We start from the raw sequence: 16,010 nt of genomic DNA, 5'->3' as shown, positions 1-16,010 counted from the left end.
AGCCATTAATCTCCCTTTTTTTATTATCATTCGCTTTTCTTTGCAATGAACAACTATATAAGATTTTTTGAACATTTTCAAGAGTTTCTTAGCCAATCAGTTCGATACGTCTTCAATCGCATATTCACGCGCTTGTTTTAAAGAAACATCTATAGTGCACCCAAGCCTATTTCACGCCGTGTCCCATGAATAATATAATGATAAATCCCCCATGACGTGTATAAAATCCATTGAGTACTGTCCATCTTTACGCTTAATAAAAGAAGCAAGCCAGCATCATCATATATTTTGCTAGCCCCTCATGTTGCGATACCCTTGGCACTTAAGTGCGGTTCATAAAAGCATACCTTTCTTGTACAGTTTCGCTCCGCATGGACCCTCCCCACTTGTAACTGCAAAAGACATGGTTTTGGTTGATTCAACCTAGAGCAGATTTAGAATGGAAAAATTTTACGGTATTCAGGGCTCTAATTCAAGTTGAATAACGATAGATTATTATTATAAATCAAAATATTATCCAATGCATAATACTTCACGCTCCCCACATTGATATTTTCAGAATTTCCACAACATCTTTCTTCACTCCATAACACAGTTTACTCTTAATATCGTGGCTTTACATGTGCTACTGGTATAAAAACATAGAAACAATCATTTTATAATCATAATCAAGGTACGATTTTGTTACGAACTTTCTCTCATTCCCAACCTTCTAAATGCGGCTCTTCTCTTTCATAATCATCACATTTCAAATCTATTCCATGTTGAATAAATTAAAATCACTCGCTTGCACATCACAAACAGCGCCCTGATGTGTTGATAAAATACACTGAAAGAAAAATGCCTCTTATGGACCTTCTCAAATGCCAAGGTCTATAGTAAAGATTGGAAGCAAGCGTACAATGACAGTGACTTGCTCTTTCATAAGTGTAAAGATAGTAGTACTCTATAGATTTTTATATTATTTCACGAGAGCTTTACTGTTATACCATTCACATTTACCGTTATACCATTTACGAGTGTCATCGTAAAATGTTTGTCGTGTACATTGAGAGCTGTTTTTTTAACAAGTGCATAAATATGCAATAAAAATATACTAATATATAACATAAGTATATTTTATTTGGAACGTTCTTTTCTTTTGTGCAAAACATGCCCATTAGAGCAGCATTAACACTCTTGCTATGAGATAAACGATCAGAAAACATTTTTGTCTTCTTCCGCGCGCCTTAAAGGACCAAGATCTTAACTCAATCTGCGCTGTAAGCAGTCCGAATTTTTGCCAAGCGATCTTCTCTTGACTTTCCGCTCATGTGATTCACTTAAACGAAAAGCTCAACAAATAAACCTACAAATATTCATCGCACACTAAAAAATACTTAAACGTTCCAAGAAAACTTATATGCCTTATATTACCACTATAAATAACAGTGTTTTATAGCATAACAAGATAAAAAAGTTTTCTGCAACACAAAACCTACAAAATCAATTAATATTCTCTTTAAAACTTTCTTTTTTAGGATTCACAGTGCTCCAATTCCTCAAGCCTTCATAAAAAAGGAACGATTTTAAGCTTGTCGAATATATTGTATCTGAATATACTACAGATTGTGACATATTGTTATTCATAAAATCACCTCAAAAAACAGAAAGAGGTTTTTATGGCTGATCTCCTAAAAGCCGCTATACTTTATTCAACCTTGATTATCACCATGAATGCTTCTGTTGTTATTTTAATTCTCGTAATAGAAATATACTAAGCATACTCTCTTGGCTTTTTGTAATCTGTGCAAATGATCATCTTAATTTTACATAAAATTAAAGCAAAATTTTAACTCTACAGATAAATCATACACCCAGTTTCAAACATCGCTTGCGACTATTTAAGTATTAATTCTGCTTTTTTTATGCATTTTTAACCATCAGTTTCCGTCTTTTCACGCTCCTTGAATCTCAACTTCATTCCCGCCTTAAAGAACTAAATTTTCTACCAGATCCGATTTGTAAATAATTTGTCTCCTTATTGAGTAAGTTCCTCTTGTTGCTCCTCTTCAGGGCATATCACAATTCTAAAGGAACATTTCAAGAAGCTTATGATAAATCCATTGAACACCATCATCATACACTTGCGAGGGAATAAACCAGCACCATCACACACCTTCCCAACACCAAATGTTGCAACAACCTTTAGTCCTTGAGATAATTCATAAAAGGCATTTTTACTTCTTACTTCAACAGTTTTTATCCACACGACTCTCCATGCTTGTAACGTGCAAGTAGATGATTTTAATTGATTCAACCTAAAACAGATTTTAACGAGATCCTTGTTCAACATAAAATAATTAAATTATCTTTATAAATCAAACTATTATTCAAAAAACATTCATCATACACTCGAGAACAAAAAATACCTCATATATAAAGTTTTACATGAGCTCCACCGCTCAACATGATAATATTATAACACAATTAAGATAAAAAATAGCAAGGGAAAACCTTGCAAGCTCAAAAAAGAGAGGGGAAAAATGAAAAGGCGTGGAGAGCGCTCAATTCCTCACACATCCAGCAAAACCGTCCTAGCAAAACTGCCTCACGTCTTAACTAATGTTATAATATTCTCAAATCAAAAGCAATTTTTTAAAATAGTTTGAGTATAAAACGATAATAATTCCATTCAGAATGTTTTTCTCTTTATTAAAACAGAGAAAAGTAAATTCCAAACAAATGTTTCCTCCCAATTTTTCAGAAATTAGCCGCAACGCTTAAAGCCGGTCTTAGTGTGATAAAACATTTATTTGTGACAAAGGCAGAAAAACACCCCAAAGCTAAATTCAATCTCATGTTTAAATACATGCAACCAAAATATTAAACAATCAGCGCATATTTTGAAAAATTAGCAATAACACGTAGCAACTCATTCGGATGCAATACTATCACAATTGAAAGCACTTTTTGGCTAGACAAATGACAGTATAGCATCCGTTTACACAAAGAGTACAGATCGTAAACAGCTAATTCTTGAAGTCATCAAAAGACTCTCTAAAAGTTAGAGAGATCCTAAAAAACGTAATGTAATCAATAACTAACCAATTCCTTATTGATCGAACAATTTATTGAATTTTATGTTTTTAATTAATGCCAAACATAAGTTCCATATACGCTTGTCTGGCATGTTGACAATTTTTAGATTTCTTTATAGACGATGGATCCATCTTTTCACATTTTTTTACCCACTCTTCGAGTAATGTTTTATCTTTCTTGAATTCGGCTACGCTGTAATTTTTTTCGCAACCAGCAACGACAAGTCCAGTACAAACCAGCAATGCTGTGATAATAATTTTATTCATGATTTAATTTTCCTCCTTTTTATCTTCGTTTTTTTTCTCGTCATCATGTACAAAGCTCGCACCAGGCCAATCTCGGGCATGAACTTCACGATACGCTTTATCTGCGTTTTTACAATTTTGAGAATCTAAACTCCCTGATATCATACATTTCATTGCCCATTGCTCGAATAATTTAGGATCTTTCTTAAACTCTGCTACGCTATAAGTTTTTTCACAACCAGCAACGACAAATCCAGTACAAACCAGCAATGTTGTAATAATGACTTTATTCATCAATAAATTCACCTTTTTTCAAATTTACAAAGTTTAGGACACAATTTAGGATCCCATTAAATTGTACATTCGGTTCATTGTGCATTTTCAAAAATTTTAAAATCGACTTCTGTACGCAATTTTTTCCAACCTATGATGATAAATCGCGTACAAAGAAAAACACCGCTATCAATATATTTTTATGATTTAATTGTTGTCCTGCTTTTTTTCAGTTTCATTCCCCTTTTTGCCACTTTCACGAAGTTTCTTTGCAAGATTTCTATAATGCTCTTGAAAAAGTTCCATATCGGCTTGCATGACATTTTGACAATTCTTGGTTGCAAAAGCAGAGGGGCCCATTTTATCGCATTTCTTTCCCCATTCTTGCATCAATTTTTTATCTTTCTTAAATTCCTCAACACTGTAGTTTTTTTCACAACCAACAGTAACAAGCCCCGTGCAAAGCAACAGCGCTGTTATACTGATCTTGTTCATGATTTAACCCCTCTCTTTGTTTTATATTTTATTAACAATATCTTTGGGGTCACATCCCCTCCTATATTGTGACCTTGCATCTAACTTTCCTTTGCAAATACGCACACTTTCAACTCAAACATGTTAAATCATGAAAACTGCTTCATTTATCAGACTTACATTTGTAGCATTATCTGCACGGCTGCTCTTTGTATTTGAAATATTTAAACTTCAGCAGTAATTTTGATATCTTGGCATTTTTCAAAAAGCTTTTAATCATTTTTTTCAAAAACCACTTCATCATGAGAAGTCGCACAAAATCTTATCAAAAATTCGTAATGCCTATATCCATTGCAAATTCCCTGCAAACGAAAGAATACACCTTTTAATCAACTGATTGCGCTCTTATCATTCCTTAAACCACCGGAAAAGAAAGAAAACTTTAAGTCCCCCTGCACTTTTTAAATACCAATAGAAATGCTAAAAAAGCGATCTTATACATTTCAATTGAAGCAAAAAAGCCTACCATTACGACTGGCATTAACTATTTAAGACTATAAAATCATATAAATGTAAGAAATACTGTCTATAATATGCTCAATGACTTCTTTTGTGTATTAGGAATAACTTATAGCGCGCCAATATCAGTAAATTTTATTTATTTTTATCCCCCCTTTATAAACATGAATATAATTTAATAAAATGAATCGTTGCATAACAGAAAAAAATAGTCAACGCTACTCTTAATTACATGATTTACGCATGTATTAAGTCAAATAAACAAAAAATAACCTGACGTTTAAAATCATTATAAAGAAACTTTTTATGGAAGAATAAACTTATCGATTCATCTAGCGATATAAGATCACAAGTAGTATGATGATTATCACATTTATAGGAAAAAGTTTGAAACGGAGAATTTTTCTCAAACTCATAGCTCTTTCATGAAATGATATAGAACCTTATGAAAAACAACTTAAATAAAGCAGCCCTTATAAAAAAGGAAGAGTGCTTTTATCATTATTAACTTCGTATAAAAACGACCGATATCATCTCTAGAAAAAGCATTCAACCAACGAAAACTTATTATCATATATCATTTTTACACTTTTCCGTATTTTTGTGAAAGCAATTCGCGCACCTCATCGGCTATTTTAGTTCCACGACTTGCACAACTTACCTTAATCAATCGATGCAAACTTTCTGGTATATCAATCGTGAGGCGCTTCATACCTCCACTCATGCTCCCTTTGGAGCTTCCTACCCATGCATCCGCCGTTAAAGGAATTGATTTATTCGTTGGTTTCGTGCCGATTTTAATTTTTTTATTCATCGCGCTAACTCCTTGATTTCCACTGCAACAGCTTCAATCTCTGCTGTTGCTGGTCCTTGCTTATCAACTTCATAAACCGCCTTCCCCTGTGCTGCTGCTTCTGCAAAAATCACGCGCTGCGCAACGCTAGAAGAAAAAACATGCACGGGGTATATGCCAAGGGCTTCGTTCACATCACGCCCTATCGCTGTATTGACTATTTTACGATTAATAACAAAAGCAGATTTAAGATTTTCTTTATAAACACGTGCTTCGTCAATCAGCTTTACAATTCCATCGGCTGCCCAAATATCATAGGGACTAGGCAAAACAGGTATAAGCACCAAATCCGAAGCCATAAGAGCACTACGAGCAAGATCAGTCACACGCGGAGGACCATCTATAATAATATGATCATAACCATGACCAATCTGTGTAATCTCTTTGTGAACCGTTGCACGTGGTAAACCAATAACCGAAAACAAAGGTGCATCTTCACGCGCAGCAGCCCAATCCAATGCGCTCCCCTGTGGATCAACATCAATAAGCAATACCCGTGCACCGGTACGCGCAAAACTGGCCGCAAGATTAACACTCAACGTAGTCTTTCCTACGCCTCCCTTTTGATTCAAAAGTCCAATGATCATTTATTACGCCTTTCAGCATTATCGTTTTTACGATTATACAGAAAGTAATAAAAGAAGCAAGCCTCCAATACGTGCAAAATAACCATTTCTCCTATTTTTAGGATAAAATGACAGCCCGCAATTTCGTCTTTATAATATTCTTTTGGCATGAGAAAAAACATTATGAAGATGATGTTCTTGAGAATAACAAAAATAAATTTAAACAAGAGACACACTCTTCTTCCCCCGCCCTAAAACGAAGATTCTTAAATCCATGTCGATCTGTGAACAATGCTCTGTAAATGATCCAGTTTCTTATCTCGCGCCTACCCTTTGGGCTTCTCCCTTCATGCAATCCACTTAATGCAACTCCACAAACAAGCTTCACTCTGAATATACAACAAACTATAAGAAGCATTCATTGTTTTGCACGTTAAATGAGAGAGCCGAAATCAGGAAGATTCTCTCATTTCATGCCCTCTCATATTAAATCAATCAAAATCATGTCTCTTGTACGTTACAAGCGGGGCTGGCGTATAGGTAAAACACCTAAAGAAAGGATAAAATGCTTCTTATAAACCGCCTCAAGAGCCAAGAACTGTAGTAACATTGGGGGCTACAAATATAACAATGGTGCCAACTTACTTCTTCATAAGCGTAAAGAGGGTGGTGATCAATGAATTTTATACTCTTTACGCTCGACAGGGAAAAATGGGCTTAAGAAAAATAAGGATACCACTAGCAAACGTGTGAACAAGCAACACAATGGAATGTCTATGTTTGGTAAACATAATAGATTATCCATAAAGACCAAACAGCCGTCTTTCATAAGGTTGAATAACGAACATGTTGCGGAGTGAGATATTTTGCATCTTACAGCTCATTTTCCCCAAATAGATTTTCTCGACAAAAAGAATATTTTTGTTAAGATGCCATTGAAAAACTTACCTTTATTATGTTCTTTTATATACCAGACTAGAGAATATCATAAAGATCGTGCGATCGAGAATAAATAAAAATGAATTTACAACAAATTGAACCTGATATTTTTATCAGTGCCCAAATTAGCATAGAAAATATCAAAATATTGGCACAAGCTGGCTTTAAAACAATTATCTGCAACCGCCCCGATCACGAGGAGCTTCATCAACCTGACTTTTCTAGCATTAGAACGGTCGCAAATGAATATGGTATAAAAGCCTATCACATTCCCATTTCTCCTCCAACTATAGAAAAGTCAGCTGTTGAAGCCATGCAAACAATTTTAAAAACAGCCCCCCTCCCTCTTCTTGCCTATTGCCATCACGGAGCACGCTCGCTGCATCTTTATCGTTTAGCACGTCTTTAAACATAGGTTTCATGCACTTCCTCCTCGCCTTAAAAGATGAAGACACTTAAATACACATCGATCTGTAAAAAATAATTTGTCAATAATCTTTGTCTTGCGCTTTCTACTCAGGCTTCGTCCACTTCATAAAGCTCTATAAGCAAACTTTGCTGTTAAATATACAACAAGCATGCACACCTGAAGCCATAAAATGCATGAAAATTCATCTGATAATCAAGGAATTTTATTTTCACTTCACCTTTTATCACTGCTTCACCTTCTTCGTCTCTCCCTTTACCAGTACGAGCTCATTCGTACACCATAGACACTAAAACAAAAGTAAAACCACTCAGAAAACCCATATTCCGTATAACAGGCATGAAAAATATTTTATAAAAAAGCTGTAAGCCATAATCTATGCTTAATTTCAACATATTGATTTATGACAATTAATTATTTTGCACATTGAGTGAGAAACCCTAATACCGTAAGATTCTCTCATCTTAAGTTTATTTATAGTGAATCAATCAAAAGCGTGTTTCTTGCATGTCACAAGCAGGAAGAGTTCGTGTGAAATAAAACGAGTTAAGAAAAAATCCCTCTCATAAACGCTCTCAAATAGCCGAGACTGTACAACACTGAAGAAAGGCTTATCAATATAACTAATGATACCGGATTGCTCTTTTATTAGGCATAAAAATGATAGTGCTCAACGGAGCTTGCAAGATACCGTTCATGAATGCCATCATGAAAATGGATATGGGAAGCGTTGAGAGATATTGCTTTAAAACAAGCGCATAAATTAGCAACACAAGTATATTCCAGCATTTTATTTTACCTGTGGGACGTGATAGCCTATTCAAAGAACAAGAAAAGCCTGAAACTGTTATTTTCATGATTTAAGAGATATTGCTCTGGATACTTTTGAAAGTGGCAAAGCCGAATTTAAAAAAGACAGTCATCTGGACTGATTTCCCCTTTTATAACTTCATATTTTTCTCCAATAAGGCTGTAGATTGATTTCAGAGATTATCCAAATGAATATGGCAATAGGACTCTCCCCATCTGGTATATAAAAGCTGTAACAGCAAAGAGAGCACTAAAACGCCTTAATCTTTGTCTCAAACATCCTGCTCGCGTTGAGGATCACTAAAGCAAAAGTTTTATGAGAAAAACAACACCATAAAGTCATGAATAGACCGAGCATAGATTGTAAAGATGTCCCAACTTTTATCCAACACTTCTATCAAAAAACAACAAGACATAATTGGCTTTGCATTTTCATACGCTTACAAGACTGCCTTCCCGTTGCATTATAGGCGTTATATTTGTGAAGGACAAAGGAGATATATGGACAATTCTTTGTTTGAGAATCTGAAAGATTTACGTATTACGACAACCAAATTGTGCCTTTATCAATCAAAAGCATTTAAAAATTTTTGAAACAAGTACACCTGCTTTCTCGCAATGATTTCTTTTTTTCTGCAATCGATCGTAGTCTCCTTAATGTAAATTTCCTGTCACAATATACGAGAGAAACGAGACTTACAGAATTTTCCATCAGCTTCATTCTCGTTTACATAATTGGTTAGTACAAAACCGCTGCTCTACTTCACGAGACTCAACAAACAAACCTTTTTTAAAAATATTCATCATATGATACCAAATATCACGTGCGTAAGGTTTTACATAAACCCGATACCATCATAAAAAACGATACGGCATAATAAAACAAATTAGAAAAAAGAGACCATAAATTTTTGAAATAAAAAAGTCGTCGATTAAATTTTATCAAACTATAAGCTTAAAATCGCAATAAATTTTAAAAACAGCCTTTTTCCCTCTTCACGTCTATTATTGCCAAATAGGCTGGAGCTTATTCTTTACTGCATCTTTTATGATGGGTTTTAACGGATCAGAAAGAAACAAGCAGTAAACTTTTGAATGACAACAAAAGCCATACAATGAACTTTGAAAAAGATAATGCCAAAATCAGATATTCAGATATTCGATTCTCCCTCTCAACAACGGAAACAACATACATTCCACGATGTTTTGGAATATCTCTTTGTGATTATAATCACTTTAAGTGCTATTTTTACGGCTCTTCTCTCTTTTTCAGATAAGTTTAGGGCATATTTTTAAAAGTAAGCAGCCTATCCAACTTTGATAATGGGTGTACTGTCTTTAAAATTTCTTTTGCTTTTTTTTCATCACGGTGCATTTGTGCAATCAAAGGTTCAAGCCCATCAAATTTTTCTTGTCCTCGCAAAAACTGGAAAAAAGAAACGGTACAGCTTTCCCCATAAAGGTCGTCATTAAAGTCAAATAAATAGGTTTCCAAAAGTGGCGCACCATCTTTAACAACCGTCGGACGACAACCAAAGCTTGCAACACCATCATACCAAAAACCATTCGCACGACGCAAACGTACCGCATAAACACCATGAGCCAAACGAACTTGGAGAGGCAACATTTGATTAGCGGTAGGAAATCCCAAAAGACGTCCAAGTTTATCGCCTTGAATAATATTGGAGCATACCCGATAGTGATACCCTAATAAATGGGCCGCTTTTTCTACTTTCCCTTGTGAGAGAAGCTGCCGAATAAAACTAGAGGAAATAATCAACTGTTGTGAATCTTGAAGACGCGAAACGCAAGGAACTTGCACAACCTCAAATCCATATTTCTTTCCCCTTTGGTAAAGAAGATGTGAATTTCCACTTTTCTGATGACCAAATTGAAAATTTTCCCCTATCACCACAACTGAAACATCAAAAGCCTGTTTTAAAATCGATTTGATAAATTCATCCGCTGAAAGAGTGGCAAAGTGTGCATCAAAGGGCTGTTCAATCACGCCATTAAAACCAAGGGCTTTAAAAATTTCAGCTTTTTCAGCTGCCTCTGTCAAACGATAGACAGGAGCTGAACGTTGAAAAAAACTTCTTGGATGTGGTTCAAAGGTTAAAACAACTGCTGGTTTCTTTTTTATTCGCGCGAAATCAAGCGCTTTTTGCAACACCACCTGATGTCCGCAATGAACACCATCAAAATTTCCAAGTGCCAACACGGCTCCCCGCCAAGCCGAGGGAAACATGTGAATCCCCTGAAGACGCAAAAAATTAGCCATTACTGAAGTGCCCACATGATTGCTTGTGGCTTATAACCATGATGTTCAAGAAAAGAATGCAAAGCTTGCTTATCCACCACACCATTTTGCGTATAATCATAATGATGAATCCCCCCCATAATATAAAGGGCATCAAGACCAAAATGAACCGCCCCCTTAATATCCGTCAAAAGACCATCACCAATAGCTAAAACTTGACTTTTTTCCACACTTCCACGAATTTTTTGAAGTTTTTCAAAGGCACACTCATAAATAGGCGCGTGAGGTTTTCCAGCAATGCGTACCTCCCCCCCTAATTGTTGATAAAGACGCGCCAATGCACCTGCGCACCAAAATTCTTTATTTCCATAATGGACAATCACATCAGGATTAGCACAAATAAAAGGTAAATTCCGCGCCCGCATGCGAAGAAACATCTCCTCATAAGCAGAGGGTTCTTCGTCAAAATCTTCAAGAAAACCACTACAGACGACAACAGAAGCCTCCCATTCTTCAACAAATTCACACTCTAACCCTTCAAACAGCACCAAATCACGTTGTGAACCAATAAAAAAAACTTTACGCGGAGCAGTCCGAATGAGATCGCGCGTTACATCCCCTGAAGTGATAATGGCATCATAATAGTCACGATGAACATTCATGCTTTGTAATTGAGCGGCAACATCTTCCCGTAGCCGAGGAGAATTGGTTAATAAAATAACACTTTTTCCCATTTTTCGAATTTTATACAATGCTTTCAATGCTGGTTCAAATGCATGTACACCGTTATGCACAACACCCCATACATCACAAAAAACAGCATCATAATGCGTTATAATAGTCTCAATATGAGTAAGTTCATTCATGGTGCACCTATCTTTATTTATCATTTAAAGCTGTCTTTTATTTCAAAACTACTTACCGAAAGATAATACTTGTGTCATCTGCTTTCTCAAACCATATTCCAACTTTGCATCGCTTATAGCAATCATAAGAAATGACAAAATAAATAAGTTATCGTTAAGTTGTGCAAAGTTCTAAAACGCTTTATATCAAAAGCTTATCATTCCACAATGCTCATTTTTCTCATAAAAACTTTAATTCTAACAATAACTGCGTTGATACAGTTTTTTATCTAAAACACGCACATTCTTAAAAACGAACAAAAAACTCCTTAAAAAAACGCTTCCTTAAGTATAGAATTATTGATTTATAATAATAATTTATTATTCATACATAATGAGAAAAAAATATCTTTTCTCATTTCAAATCTGTTGATATTGAATCAATCAAAATTATTCGCTTGCACATTATAAGCGGGATGAGCGTATAAATAAAAACACGTGAAGAGAGAAAAAATAGCTTTTATCTCATTCATCGAGGCTTTTACGTTATACACTTTACGAAACGCCATTCGTGAAATGGGCGCTAACATTGAGAAAGATCTTCTTAAACAAACATATGGATATACAACAACCAAATCTATTCTGTTTTGATTTTATTTTGCATGAGGGCTCTTTACTCATAAAAGCTTTCCCCTATCATCATGATATCTCAGACGCATCAAACAAGTCATTTTGGTTATTGGTTAAGAACAGCACCATAGGCGGTGCCTTGAGCTTAAAAACCAAGGTTTACCTTTGTAAAAAGCGAATCTGAAAACATGAGTTTAGTAAGCGGGTTTTAAAAAGTTGAAAGGCAAATAACCTCTCATTTAAAAAATCTATCCGTCTCAAGAAAAACTATTTTTATTGCCAATCTCCTAAAATTACTTTACTAATTAGAAAATGTTTTGGTCGTATACGCAACGACCAATAGGGCCTTGAAAACCCGAAACCCTAGCGTAAAAATAAACCCACTGTGTGGGTATCCCGGAATTCCGGGAGATTTTGCTATGTCCAGGTGCCCCAAGCACTAAAAGTAAAATGCTGACTAGGGTTCAGTGTTTTCAAGCTCCCGGAATACCAATGCGAGGGCGCTCGCAACCGGAGGGGGAAAATGCAAAATCAAAATCTTAATATTGATCTTTTTGTAGGCAAAAAAATTCGCTTTAGGCGAAAAATGCTCAAAATGTCTCAAAAAACATTAGGGCATCATTTAGGTGTCACTTTCCAACAAATCCAAAAGTATGAAAAAGGCTTAAATCGCGTGAGCGCGGGACGTTTAAAAGAAATTTCCGATATATTGGATGTCCCTATTGCCTTTTTTTACGCTGATATCATCATAAAAAAACACATCCCGTATCATTATGATGAAATTGTAGCGAGCAAAGAGGAATATTTGCTTTTAAAAAGATTTAGAATTCTCACATCTGTCAAACAAAAAGCAATTTAAAATTAATTTCTGATCAAAATTAAAACCTTTAAAAACATAAGTATAGGGTGCTACACGCCCTATTCTTGGCTTCCTTCCCACACATCAAAGGATGCCCCCCCTTCTTAAACCGGTTGATGAATAATCCGCCTTCTCAAAAATAGCTCCTTCTCAGCTTCCCATTTCATATGGTTCCTTTCACAAAATTATACAAGAAAGCCCTCTCTTGAATATTCACCACACTCTCTTATCAAAACACCCCATGCATAAAGTTTTTATGCCTTACACCACACCTCAAACGATGATGTTTTTACAGCACAACAGAATAAGCATTCATGCGGATTTTAAAAAATTAGCCCCTTCTTCGCTGTGGACGTTCCATTTATTTTAGATGATCTGCATTTAATATACCTGCTATAAAAACTTGCTATCTGTTATAAATTCTTAAAGGCATATTTTTCCTCTAAAATCTCAATGCCACACCAACTCCACCATAAGATAAAACATTGATTTATAAAGAGTGTTCATTGTTTTGCATGTTAAATGAGAATCCAGAATAGCGTAAGATTCTTTCATTTCAGACCCGTTCCATGTTGAAGCAACCAAAACCATATCTCTTGCAAGTTACAAGCGGGAAGAGCCCTTGTGGATAAAAAACTATTAAGAAAGGATTAAAAATGCCCCTAATGAACCGTCTCAAGTGCCAAGGGCTGTAGCAACACCCACGAGCTAGAAAATATGCGCCGGCTTACACCTTTATGAAGCGTAAAGATAGTGGTGCTCTATTGCTTTACCGTTATACCATTCACGGACACCACCATGAAATAGGATTGGGTGCCTTAAGAGATGTTTCTATAAGACAATGCTATCCTGTTTTCTCATGATCATAATCTTCAATCTAACAAAGATGAAACAAACAATAGGATTGCAAATATGATTTGGGGAGCTCATCTGAAAGATGAAAAATGATAAATTTTCCGCTATAAAAATTAAAGAAGCAACTATTCGTTGAACCATAACTTCTTTATTTTAAAATTTTTATATCACACTTTACTGTTGAGATGCATAACCGTTAAAATGAATGACCACGATCTGTAGAATTAAGCTTTGGCGAGAAAAACATTTCAGTATCTGCTTGTAAAACATTTTGACAATTTTTAGATTCCTTAACAGCTTGTCCTGAAAGAAAACACTTCTTTCCCCATTCTTCCCTTAATTTTGCATCTTTCTTAAAATCCTCTATGCTATAAGTTTTTTCACACCCCACAGCGAATAATAGAGCCATGCATAATAAAATAATTTTTTTCATTTTACCCCTCTTTAAATACCTTATCTGTTAACATCATCCCCCAAATGGATTTTAAATTTTCATACTGTACGAGAATACAGCCTTACTATCACTTGCTTGCTTTCAAAGTGGACACTCTGAGTAAAATAACGTAAAGAAGAGCTCACGACAGCCATCGTATGAGTTTGTCATAAAATATAATGAGAAGAAAAAAGCCCAAACTGAGTAAAATGACGAAATTAGAAGGCGCACTAATGTTTTTGTCCAACTGATTTCAATAGTGACATTGCGATAGGAACCGCGCCCCTCGCCCTATAGAAAGCCTATGAGCATTATAATACTTAAGTATCACGATCAATAGACTACAAAGCCATTACAAAAAAGTATGAGCTCTTTTCACCTATTTGTATGTTGATTATTGTTTCCCCCATCGAATGCTTAAATAAAAACGTCTTGTGCTATATAGAAAACAATCAACAATGCAAATCATTTTTACGAAGATTTCTTTGTGTAGAGTCTGTTTGAAATCCATCTTTTAGAAGTCTGAATTTAGAAGCAGATAATTATGAAAGCTTTTCAAGGAATGAAACCGATTGACCACTTTTAAAGAAGTAAAAAATGTGATCCAATCCTGAAGACAAAATTCTGATGAAAAAAACTTTTGCTATAAATTTTTTTAAGACATTGTGAAATATTCTATCCGTTATATCAAACGTTACACCATTTGGAGGTCTGTTTATTTTTTACTTTTATCAACTCCGCTCTAGAAATCCGTTTCTTGAGCGTTTTTTTATCGTCTCATTTTCTCCTTCAAACACAAATACTCAAAAATGCTTTGCCACCAACAATGAAATTTTCCTGCTTTTATAAAACACATAAGTAAAAATAGAAGAGCGATTTTGAGAGCAAACCTACCTTGAAAAGAGAAGTATCATCCATTTACTTCATAAACAAAAATAATCTCACCATTTATTCAAATTTGCCCTATGATTTGGTACAATTTTATTGATAAAGCTTTCTCTATAAAGATTTTAGCAAATATGTCCGTTAAAACCAATCATGGACTAGCAAAGGGGTTGTAGGATCCATTATCTCGTCGCCATTTTAAAGGTTCAGTGAAATCACTTGACCAAAGACCAATCTTGTTGCCACGTGCTTTGTCTTCCGCATGATGATACTGGGCTGGAATAGGATCTTTTCCCTCTTTTGAGAGTACCAACATACCTTCTGTAAGACCTGCCTCAGCTAAATCAACCCCTTGAACAAAACATTGCGCATAATAAACACCATTGTGCATCAAAGCCTGTTTACAGGATAAATCCTGCCCAAGTGTTTTGGTGACAAGCCAAGCCGTTGTAACCGCACCACAGGGCCATTCTTGATCATTTAATCGTGCTTTTTGGCGTGGTGCGCACGTGTCTACACCATAAAGATGAATATCACGGGTGATATATGAGCGCCAAGATTGTGCAGCAGGCGTCAGTAATTTAAATGTAACCCCACTTGTAACAGAGGCCTTACCATGAAAAACAACAGCATTATTTGCAACATCGTTTAATGAAACACTCTTCTGCAAATCGAGAGCTGATTCATTTTTTTCTAATTGCTGTTTGGTGATAGATTTAACCAACTTTTCTTCTTCTCGATTTTTTTCTTTTCGATAAAAATTGAGAATATCTTGTATATCTTGCATCTCAAATGTTTTAAGAATACTGAAATCTATTTTATCTTTATACTGGCTTAATCCCCACACTATGGAACCCATAATGTAAATAATAACAATCAATTTAAATAGCATTTCCTAACACGCTCGCTCAAAAAATTCATTATTTTTCTATCCTTTCACATTGTTTATCAGCAATCCCCTTGTTTTTAAAGAAAAAATTCAAATATCTATGTTTCATATTAACTACACTTTGTAAAGAATAATATTCCTTCTTTCATTGTTTTAATATTGTTGTC

Annotated in this window: 12 protein-coding genes; 2 read left to right on the top strand and 10 right to left on the bottom strand. The window is 35.1% G+C overall.

What is annotated here, in order from left to right; translation table 11 throughout:
* Window positions 1-2,020 precede the first annotated feature (2,020 nt).
* The 6 genes from ACFIKO_RS06640 to parA form a co-directional block, all read right to left on the bottom strand.
* Window positions 2,021-2,251: a hypothetical protein gene (locus tag ACFIKO_RS06640; RefSeq protein WP_375620285.1), complete on the bottom strand. Its 231-nt coding sequence runs from the start codon at window positions 2,249-2,251 to the stop codon at window positions 2,021-2,023.
* An 877-nt stretch (window positions 2,252-3,128) separates the two neighbouring features.
* Window positions 3,129-3,347: an EexN family lipoprotein gene (locus tag ACFIKO_RS06635; RefSeq protein WP_375620284.1), complete on the bottom strand. Its 219-nt coding sequence runs from the start codon at window positions 3,345-3,347 to the stop codon at window positions 3,129-3,131.
* 3 nt (window positions 3,348-3,350) lie between these two features.
* Window positions 3,351-3,620, bottom strand: coding sequence for an EexN family lipoprotein (locus ACFIKO_RS06630; RefSeq protein WP_375620283.1), 270 nt, complete (start codon window positions 3,618-3,620; stop codon window positions 3,351-3,353).
* Window positions 3,621-3,806: 186 nt separating this feature from the next.
* Window positions 3,807-4,094, bottom strand: a complete 288-nt coding sequence (locus ACFIKO_RS06625) for an EexN family lipoprotein (RefSeq protein ID WP_375620282.1) — start codon at window positions 4,092-4,094, stop codon at window positions 3,807-3,809.
* 1,081 nt (window positions 4,095-5,175) lie between these two features.
* A complete protein-coding gene (locus tag ACFIKO_RS06620) occupies window positions 5,176-5,406 on the bottom strand; it encodes a plasmid partition protein ParG (RefSeq protein WP_375620281.1) in 231 nt (76 codons plus the stop codon).
* Complete coding sequence (gene parA, locus ACFIKO_RS06615) at window positions 5,403-6,032, bottom strand: ParA family partition ATPase (RefSeq protein WP_375673564.1); 630 nt, start codon at window positions 6,030-6,032, stop codon at window positions 5,403-5,405. Before parA ends, ACFIKO_RS06620 begins: the two co-directional genes overlap by 4 nt.
* A 997-nt stretch (window positions 6,033-7,029) precedes the next feature.
* Here parA and ACFIKO_RS06610 point away from each other — a divergent pair.
* Complete coding sequence (locus ACFIKO_RS06610) at window positions 7,030-7,359, top strand: TIGR01244 family sulfur transferase (protein WP_375620279.1); 330 nt, start codon at window positions 7,030-7,032, stop codon at window positions 7,357-7,359.
* 2,107 nt (window positions 7,360-9,466) lie between these two features.
* On the opposite strand, the gene ACFIKO_RS06605 is transcribed toward ACFIKO_RS06610, so the two are convergent.
* Both ACFIKO_RS06605 and ACFIKO_RS06600 read right to left on the bottom strand, forming a co-directional pair.
* Entirely contained in the window at window positions 9,467-10,468 is a 1,002-nt protein-coding gene (locus ACFIKO_RS06605) for a bifunctional riboflavin kinase/FAD synthetase (protein ID WP_375673563.1), read from the bottom strand.
* Window positions 10,468-11,313, bottom strand: a complete 846-nt coding sequence (locus ACFIKO_RS06600; RefSeq protein ID WP_375620277.1) for a TIGR01459 family HAD-type hydrolase — start codon at window positions 11,311-11,313, stop codon at window positions 10,468-10,470. Before ACFIKO_RS06600 ends, ACFIKO_RS06605 begins: the two co-directional genes overlap by 1 nt.
* Before the next feature lie 1,132 nt (window positions 11,314-12,445).
* Here ACFIKO_RS06600 and ACFIKO_RS06595 point away from each other — a divergent pair.
* Window positions 12,446-12,781: a helix-turn-helix domain-containing protein gene (locus ACFIKO_RS06595; RefSeq protein WP_375673562.1), complete on the top strand. Its 336-nt coding sequence runs from the start codon at window positions 12,446-12,448 to the stop codon at window positions 12,779-12,781.
* A gap of 1,051 nt (window positions 12,782-13,832) precedes the next feature.
* Here the strand turns inward: ACFIKO_RS06595 and ACFIKO_RS06585 are convergent.
* Both ACFIKO_RS06585 and ACFIKO_RS06580 read right to left on the bottom strand, forming a co-directional pair.
* The gene (locus tag ACFIKO_RS06585; protein WP_375620176.1) at window positions 13,833-14,069 is read right to left on the bottom strand and encodes an EexN family lipoprotein; all 237 of its coding nucleotides are present in this window, start codon (window positions 14,067-14,069) and stop codon (window positions 13,833-13,835) included.
* A 1,036-nt stretch (window positions 14,070-15,105) separates the two neighbouring features.
* The gene (locus tag ACFIKO_RS06580) at window positions 15,106-15,846 is read right to left on the bottom strand and encodes a hypothetical protein (RefSeq protein WP_375673561.1); all 741 of its coding nucleotides are present in this window, start codon (window positions 15,844-15,846) and stop codon (window positions 15,106-15,108) included.
* Between the last annotated feature and the right edge of the window lie 164 nt (window positions 15,847-16,010).

The organism is Bartonella sp. TS82HLJMH (assembly GCF_042193495.1).
GTDB lineage: Bacteria > Pseudomonadota > Alphaproteobacteria > Rhizobiales > Rhizobiaceae > Bartonella > Bartonella grahamii.
Note: the sequence above shows the minus strand (reverse complement) of the source record. Positions and strands in the feature narration are given on the sequence as shown.